Below are 8,484 nucleotides of genomic sequence, written 5' to 3'. Positions count from 1 at the left end.
GGGCGTGGGAGGGGACACGGGCGCGAGCGCGGAAAGGGACGCGGACGCGGACATGGGGATGGTCATGGTCAGGGTCGATCCTTCCAGGGAGATAGCACGAGCGGTGTGCTGAGCCGCGTCAGGGCCTAGGGCCTGTTCTGAGTTCCCCGTCGTCCGCGCGAAGCGCGGGCGCAGCGGCGGAGTGGGGGTACCTCCCGCCCGAGCCGTGCGAAGCGCGGTTCGAGGGTGGGGGAGCGTGCGATCGGAGTGCGGTGTCGCAGGTCATGTGGCGGAGCCACCTGTCCTGCGGCGCCGTGCGGCATGGGGGTCCCCCCGCTCGAGTGAAGCCGAGAGTGGGGGAGTGCGTGCCGGGCGTCGGGGCGCAGGCGGGGAACTCAGAACAGGCCCTTGGGCCGGGACCGGGGTGATACGAGGCGGGCGGGACGGAAGCCGGGAGAGGAGGTCGTCGAGGCCGGCCGGGCCCGAGCGGGCCGCGACGACGCCGTCGGGCCGCAGGTACGCGCACCACGGGGCACCGGCTCCGCCCAGCGCGTCGCCCGCATCCCGCGCCACGGCGAACCCGGCGCCGTCCTGCGGGAGTTCGGCGGGAGCCGTGTTCGCGGGCTGTATCCACAGCACCCGCACGACGTCCCCGGCACCCCGCTCCCCCACGACGGCCGCGGCTCGCGCGGCGAGTTCCCCGGCGGCCAGGTCGCCGTGCACCAGCACGGTGTGCCGGCCGGCCGACAGGTGGGCGTGGAGCGACCGCGCCGTCGTGCCGTGCACCGGGGCGAGGGCCAGGTCGGGGGAACGCCGGCCGAGCCTCAGTGCGCGCGGTACGGCAGGGGCACCGTCGAGATCGGCCACCGCCGGGCTCATGGAGTGGTCCAGGTCCAGCTGGGCGAGCAGGGGGATCGCCTTCTTCTCCAGCAGGCCGGTGGCGGACAGCAGCCGCAGCACCGTGTTCCGCAGGAGTCGCGCCGCCGGACTGCGCAGCAGCCACATCCGGGTCTGCTGGTCACCGTTCGCGACGGCCCTGACGGACGCCGGGCGGCGTTCGGCCTCGAAGCTGTCGAGCAGCGCCGGATCGGCGCCGCGTACGACGCTCGCGAGCTTCCAGCCCACGTCGTAGCCGTCCTGGACACCCGTGTTGAGTCCCTGGCCGCCGGCGGTGGTGTGGGCGTGGACCGCGTCGCCCGCCAGCAGCACCGGGCCCTCGCGGAACCGGGGGGCGACCTTGGCGTGCACGCGGAAGCGGCTGGCCCACCAGGTGTCGTGCAGGCGCAGCCCGCCCGGGCCGCGTTCGTCGAGGAGCCGCTGCAGCAACTCCTCGGTGGGCGGCTCGGTCTGCCCGTCCGGCTCCATGTCGAAGAAGACGCGGTGGCCGTCGGGCTGGGGGACGATCACGAGTACGCCGTCCGGTGCGATGTGGTGCTGCACCTCGGCGTCGGCGGGCGCGCCCTCCAGCCGGCCGTCCCCGATCAGGAACATACGGTCGAAGGTGTGGCCCTCGAAGGGGATGCCGACGCTGTCGCGCACCAGGCCCCGGGCGCCGTCGGCGGCGATCAGCCAGGGCACCGTCAGGGTCTCCTCGCCACGGGCCGAGCGCAGCGTCACGGTCACCGACTCCTCGGGACCGCCACGGTTCACGGCGACCGCCGTGGCCTCGGTCTCCCACTCGACGGTGCCGCCGAGCTCCGTCAGCCGGGCGTGCAGCGCCCGCTCGGTGACCGGCTGCGGTACACAGAGGGGCCCGGGGAAGGCCGTGCCCGTCAGCCCGCCGAAGCGCGCCACGGCGAGGCGCCGGCCGTTCGACCAGTAGGACCCCCCGGTCAGCGGCAGCGCCGTCTCGGCGATCTTCTCGGCGACGCCGAGGCGGTCCAGGCACTCCAGGGCGCCGCTCCACAGCACCAGTCCCTTGGGGGCGATGCCGGGACCGGGGCGCCGGTCGACGACGCGGCAGGGGACGCCGAGGTCCCGCAACACGGCGGCGGCGGTGAGCCCGGTGGGCCCGGCGCCGACGACCAGAACCGGAACGGTCATCTCAGCTCACCTCTCGCGGCGTCGGCGGCCATGGCCAGGGGGCGGTCGAGCAGGGTCGAGATCTCACGGACGGCGCCGTCGGTGTCGGCGAACCGCACGGAGCGGATGCCGAGTTCGGCCGCGGCCGTGCAGTTCTCCTCGGTGTCGTCGACGAACAGGCAGTGCTGCGGGGTGGTGTCGAGCCGTTCGAGCAGAATTCGGTAGATGGCCGGGTCGGGCTTGCGTACGCCTTCCCGGTGCGAGTCCACGACGACGTCGAAGAGTTCGTCGACGGGGAGCTGGGCGCGCCACAGCGGTTCCCACTCGCGGACGTTGTTGGTGAGCAGGGCGAGCCGGTACCCGTCGCCGCGCAGGCCGCGCAGGAACTCCAGGAACGCCTCGTTGGGGCGCCGGCCACGGAACCACAGCTCGCCGAAGCTGCGCCCGTCCGCCAGGATCCGGCCCGCGCCCTCGGGGAGTTCGGCCAGAATGCGGTCCACCATCTGCCGCTCCGTGATCGCGCCGGTCTCCAGCGCGGCCATCGGCGTCTCACCGTGGCGTTCCGTCGCCGTCAGGAACGCCTGGGCGAGGTCGCCCGCGTCGATCCCGGCCAGTCCGGCGAAGGCGGCGAAGGTCTCCACGAGCGGGTTCGTCAGCACGCCCCCGTAGTCGACGACGATCGTGTCGATTGCCATGTCGTTCCCTTCTCTCAGTACGACGCGGCGTACCGACCGCGACCGTGGCCCGGACGGTTGAGTGGCTGTCATCGGACTGTCCCCCCTTGTTCAGGGCTGCTCCGGGTGGCTCCGGCGTCCGCCTGACGCGGTGCTCCGGACGCTAACGACGAGGGCTTGCGCCGTGCCAAAGCGGATGCGCACGGCCAAAGCGAGTGCCCTGCCAGGGCAAGCGCGCCCCGTCAGGGCCCCTTCAGGGCCCCTTCAGGGCCCCTTCAGGGCAAGCGCGCCCCGCCAAAGCGGCTGCTCCCCGCCAAAGCGAGTGCGGGAGGACCCGTGGAGGTCCTCCCGCACTCCGAACTCATGTCGGCGCAGCCGTCAGTCGGACGACTTCCCGGCCGCCGCGCCAACCGCGGCCGCGGGTTCCTCCGGCTCCCGCGCCGCCGCCGCGTCCGGCGCGTCGGTCGCGTCGGTCGAGCCAGTCGCATCCGGTGCCGACGCGGGGCGTGCCGAGCCGCCCTCGCTGATGCCGAACCGCGCGTGGAGCCGCCGCAGCGGCCCGGGTGCCCACCAGGTCGCCCGGCCGGTGAGGGACAGGACCGCGGGCACGAGCAGTGTGCGGATCACCATCGCGTCCATGAGGATCGCCAGGGCGACGCCCAGTCCCAGCATCTTCGTGTTGGTGATGCGGGACGTGCCGATGGCCACCATGACGACGGAGAGGACGAGCGCGGCGGCGGTGATGACGCCTCCGGTGCTGCGGATGCCTTCCACAACCGCGGCCTTGTGGTCGAGCGTGCGCTCCCGTTCCTCCTTGATCCGGGAGAGCAGGAAGACCCCGTAGTCCATGGAGAGCCCGAAGGCGAGGCAGAACATCAGCACCGGCAGTGCCGTCTCGATGCTCCCGGTCGAGGTGAAGTCCAGCAGCCCCGACAGGTTGCCGTCCTGGAAGACCCACACCACGGCGCCCAGCATCGCGGTCAGGCTGAGCGCGTTGAGCAGCACCGCCTGGATGGGCACGAGCACACTGCCGGTGAGCAGGAACACCAGCACCAGCGTGGCGAGCACGATGATGCCGAGGGCCCACGGCAGGCCGCGCCCGATGGCCGCCTGACTGTCGATCATGGCCGCGGTCGTCCCGGAGGTGTACGTCGGGAACGACGCGTCCACCGCCCGTACGTCCCGCACCAGGTCCTTGCCCTCGTCGGAGACGGCCTCCACACCGGACACCACCGTGAGGTACGAGACGGTGCCGGAGCTGCGGTCGGGCTGCGCGGGCCCGGCGGCCCTGCCCTCGGTGTAACGGCCCGTCGGGGCGTCCACCCGCAGAACCTCGGGGAGCTTGGACAACCGCCCGGCGTAGCTGCCGAGTTCAGCGGGGGTCGCCTGCTCGGCCACGACCTCGATCACTCCGGTGGGGTTGCCCTGGAATCCGTCGTTGATGTGCTGCTGCACCACCCGGGAATCGGCCGACGTGGGAAGCTGCCGGTAGTCGGCGGTGCCGAAGTCGACGTTCAGGAAGGGCGCGCCGAGCAGCAGCAGGACGGCGAGGGTGCCGGTGGCCACGAGGGGCGCGCGCCGCATGACCCACCGCGCCAGCCGGGCCCAGCCCGCCCCGGCCTCGGTGGACTGCCGCTGCTCGCGGGAGCGGCGCCGGAACAGCTTGCGGACGTCCAGCGCGTCGATCCGGCGGCCCAGGACGGCGAGCAGCGCGGGCAGCACGACCAGGGCCGCGACGGCCGCCAGGACCACCACGCTGATGCCCGCGTACGCGAGGGAGCGCAGGAAGTACAGCGGGAAGACGAGCATCGCGGCGAGCGAGACGGCGACCGTGGCGGCCGAGAACAGCACGGTCCGCCCCGCGGTGTTGAGGGTGACGGCGAGCGCGCCGGGCATGTCCCGGCCGTGTCCGAGTTCCTCGCGGTAGCGGCGCACGATCAGCAGCGCGTAGTCGATGGCGAGGCCCAGGCCGAGGGCGGTGGTGAGGTTGGTCGCGAAGACGGAGACGTCGGTGAAGGACGTGAGGACGCGCAGCACCGCGTTGGTGCCGAGGATCGCGATGATGCCGATGCCCAGCGGGAGCAGGGCGGCGACGGCGCTGCCGAACACGATCATGAGGATGATCAGCGTGATCGGCAGCGCGATGGCCTCGGCGCGCAGGAGGTCCTCGCTGATGAGGGTCTGCTGTTCGTGCTGGACGGCGACGCTGCCCCCGACGCGGACGGTGAGGTCGCCCTGCTGTCCGTCGAAGTGCCCGGTGATCCGCTCCTCCAGCGTGCGCTCGGCCGCCAGTTCGTCCCCGGTGAGGCGGGCCACCACCAGGGCCTCACGGCCGTCCTTGGAGCGCAGCGCCGGTGCCCCGGTGTCCCAGTAGGAGGTGACCCCGGTGACGCCCTTCTCGTCGGCGAGGCGGGCGGCCAGTTCGCGCCCCTGACGTGCCACGTCGGCCTCGTCGACCCCGCTGCCGGCCCGGGCCAGCAGGACGAGGTTGGGGCGGGCGCCGGGGAACTCCTGCTCCAGGATGTCCGCGGCGTACGAGGATTCGGAGGCGGGGTCGACGACGCCCCCGCTGCCGCCGCTGCGCAGCCGGTCGGCCACCCCGCTGCCCAGGACGACGGCCCCGGCCAGCAGGATCACGGTGAGGACGAGCAGCAGCCGGGCCCGGGCGCCGGTCAGCCGGGCGAGGGCGCTGAACAGGCCGCGGGGCGGGGCCGTTTCGGGCGGCGGGGTGTCGTGGGCTACGGGTGACATGGGGACTCCCGGGAGTTCTGAGCTGGTGAGGTGCGTACGGAGCCGTACGCGGCGAGCACCGCGTACGGGGCCGTATGTACGGGGCGCGGGTGGGAGGGCGCCGGTGCGGGCGCCCGTTGAGGCGCCGTCAGCGGCGGCGCAGGTGGAACTGGCCCGGCGTGGCGGAGGGGACGCCGGTCAGGATTTCGCGGAGCCCGCCGCTGACCACGTAGTCGCCGTACGGGGTCACGGCGATGGTCGTGGGGTCCTCGATCGGCCAGGTCTGGTCCTGCACCGTGCGCGCGGTACGCCAGTTGTCGGTGGACCGCAGCACCACGACCGCGTCCCTGCCCGTGCGTCCGCCGGACAGCGACAGGTCGTTGACCGCGGCGACCAGCGAGCCGTCCTTGCGCAGCGCGAGACCGTCGAGGGAGAGCGGCGCGCGGTCGAGCCGTACCTCGCTGACCACCGGCCGCGCCGACCGGGGACGGTCGATGCGGAAGAGCCGGCCGCCGTCGTACTTGCCCATGAGGAGGAAGCCCGCGGGGTGGGCGACGATCCCGTTCGGTCCCGTGTCGGAGGTGACGAAGCGGTCGTCCTGGATCACCTGGATCACCTTGCCGTCGCGGCTCACCACGCTGACGGTGTCGACCCCGGTGTCGGTGACGTAGATGGTGCCGTCGTCGTCGACGGTGACGTCGTTGGCGCGCGGCTCGGCCTGACCGGCGGACAGGTCGACCAGGTGCTGTACGGCACCGGTGGTCAGGTCGAAGACACCGACCCCGGACACCGGGGGCTGCGAGGGGTCCACCATGCCGAGCAGTCGGAAGAAGTAGTCGGTGTACGCGGCCAGCACGCGGTTACGGGCGGCGTCCACCGTGATACCGAGCACCGAGACCTGGGCGAACGGTGCGACCAGCAAAGTCACCGAACCGTCGGCCTTGACCACCGAGATCGTGCCCTGCGCGCTCGACCCGACGAGGAACGCCTTCCGCCGCGGATCCCAGGCGACGCCCTCCGGGTACACGCCCGGGGCATTGACGGAGAGGGTGCCCGGCAGCGGAGAGCCCCCGGACCGAGACGCCGCGAACGCCGGCAGGGGGGCGGCGGCGAGTGCGCCGCCCACGGCGCCCACGGCGCCGAGTCTGAGCAGCGTGCGGCGGGAGGCCGGAACTGACGCGTCCAATGTGTGCTCCTTCAGGCAGTGGTGACGACCCTGCGGGGCAGGGCCGGAAGTCGGGTGACCCTGCGGTGGCAGGGCCGAAAGTCGAGTGACCCTGCGGTGGCAAGGCCGGAAGTCCGGTGATCGGCCGGCCGAGGCAGGGCACGGCAGAAGGGCGGGGCAGCCGTCCGGTGCTTGCCACCGACGGGAGAAACCACCGAGTCAGGTTGCCTACCGGCCCGGAAGAGCGTCTCGACCCACGCTGAAGAACCGCTGAACCGCTGCTGTACCTCGGAAACACCGTCCGGGGCCACGACGGGGCGGGGCGGGGGCGGCCGGAGAGTGCGCTTTGGCCTGCCGCAAGTCCGGCTGCCTAGCGTCCCGGTGAGTCAGCGCGTACAGCGCGGATGACGCGGACTGCGCGGACGACAGCGCATGCAGCCGGGCCGGACACCGGAGAGCCAGAGGAGACGAGTCTCGTGACGGTAGACGCCGTGGACATCGATGCACCCGAGCCGCCGCCGGCCGGGACCAGCACCAAGGATGTCCGTCGGGTGGATCGGGTGATCATCCGTTTCGCGGGGGACTCGGGTGACGGCATGCAGCTCACCGGTGACCGCTTCACCTCGGAAACCGCCTCGTTCGGCAACGACCTGTCCACCCTGCCGAACTTCCCCGCCGAAATCCGCGCCCCCGCAGGAACCCTGCCAGGCGTCTCCTCCTTCCAGCTCCACTTCGCCGACCACGACATCCTCACCCCCGGCGACGCCCCCAACGTCCTGGTCGCCATGAACCCCGCCGCCCTCAAAGCCAACATCAACGACCTCCCCCGCGGCGCCGAGATCATCGTCAACACCGACGAATTCACCAAACGCGCCCTGCAGAAGGTCGGATACACCGCCTCCCCCCTGGAGGACGGCTCGCTCGACGGCTACCGCCTCCACCCCGTGCCCCTGACCACGCTCACGGTCGAGGCCCTGAAGAAGTTCGACCTCACCCGCAAGGAGGCCGAGCGCAGCAAGAACATGTTCGCGCTGGGCCTTTTGAGCTGGATGTATCACCGGCCCACCGAGGGCACCGAGAAGTTCCTGAAGTCGAAGTTCGCCAAGAAACCCGACATCGCCGCAGCGAACATCGCCGCCTTCCGCGCAGGCTGGAACTTCGGCGAAACCACCGAGGACTTCGCCGTCTCCTACGAGGTCGCCCCGGCCACCACCGCCTTCCCCGCCGGCACCTACCGCAACATCTCCGGCAACCTCGCCCTCGCCTACGGCCTCGTCGCCGCCTCACAACAAGCCGACCTGCCGCTCTTCCTCGGCTCCTACCCCATCACCCCCGCCTCGGACATCCTGCACGAGCTCAGCAGACACAAGAACTTCGGTGTCCGCACCTTCCAGGCCGAGGACGAGATCGCCGGCATCGGCGCCGCACTCGGCGCCGCGTTCGGCGGCTCCCTGGGAGTGACCACCACCTCCGGGCCCGGCGTGGCCCTGAAGTCCGAGACGATCGGCCTCGCGGTGTCGCTGGAACTGCCGCTGCTGGTCATCGACATCCAGCGCGGCGGCCCCTCCACCGGCCTGCCCACCAAAACCGAACAGGCCGACCTGCTCCAGGCCATGTACGGGCGCAACGGCGAAGCCCCCGTCCCCGTCATCGCGCCCCGCACACCCGCCGACTGCTTCGACGCGGCCCTGGAAGCGGCCCGCATCGCCCTGACCTACCGCACACCGGTGATGCTGCTCTCCGACGGCTACCTCGCCAACGGCTCCGAACCCTGGCGCATCCCCGAGCTGGACGAACTCCCGGACCTGACCGTGCAGTTCGCACAGGGCCCCAACCACACGAAGCCCGACGGCACCGAGGTGTTCTGGCCCTACAAACGCGACCCCCACACCCTCGCCCGCCCCTGGGCCATCC

5 protein-coding genes are annotated in these 8,484 nt (G+C 72.2%); 1 reads left to right on the top strand and 4 read right to left on the bottom strand.

Annotated features, from left to right (window positions below; all coding sequences use genetic code 11):
• Positions 1–261 precede the first annotated feature (261 nt).
• The 4 genes from FPZ41_RS42045 to FPZ41_RS42030 form a co-directional block, all read right to left on the bottom strand.
• On the bottom strand, positions 262–2,022 hold the full coding sequence (locus FPZ41_RS42045; protein ID WP_152869609.1) for an FAD-dependent monooxygenase: 1,761 nt from the start codon (positions 2,020–2,022) through the stop codon (positions 262–264).
• Positions 2,019–2,696 carry an HAD family hydrolase gene (locus FPZ41_RS42040; protein WP_152869606.1) on the bottom strand — a complete coding sequence of 226 codons (678 nt, stop codon included), beginning with the start codon at positions 2,694–2,696 and terminating at the stop codon, positions 2,019–2,021. Before FPZ41_RS42040 ends, FPZ41_RS42045 begins: the two co-directional genes overlap by 4 nt.
• A 357-nt stretch (positions 2,697–3,053) precedes the next feature.
• A complete protein-coding gene (locus FPZ41_RS42035; RefSeq protein WP_152869604.1) occupies positions 3,054–5,426 on the bottom strand; it encodes an MMPL family transporter in 2,373 nt (790 codons plus the stop codon).
• 127 nt (positions 5,427–5,553) lie between these two features.
• Positions 5,554–6,591, bottom strand: a complete 1,038-nt coding sequence (locus FPZ41_RS42030; protein ID WP_152869602.1) for an SMP-30/gluconolactonase/LRE family protein — start codon at positions 6,589–6,591, stop codon at positions 5,554–5,556.
• 455 nt (positions 6,592–7,046) lie between these two features.
• Here FPZ41_RS42030 and FPZ41_RS42025 point away from each other — a divergent pair.
• A partial coding sequence (locus FPZ41_RS42025) for a 2-oxoacid:acceptor oxidoreductase subunit alpha (RefSeq protein WP_322621423.1) occupies positions 7,047–8,484 on the top strand: 1,438 nt, incomplete at its 3' end.

Source organism: Streptomyces acidicola, assembly GCF_009377235.1.
GTDB classification, from domain to species: domain Bacteria; phylum Actinomycetota; class Actinomycetes; order Streptomycetales; family Streptomycetaceae; genus Streptomyces; species Streptomyces acidicola.
The sequence above is the reverse complement of the archived record's forward strand: the minus strand, read 5'-3'. Positions and strand labels throughout refer to the sequence as shown.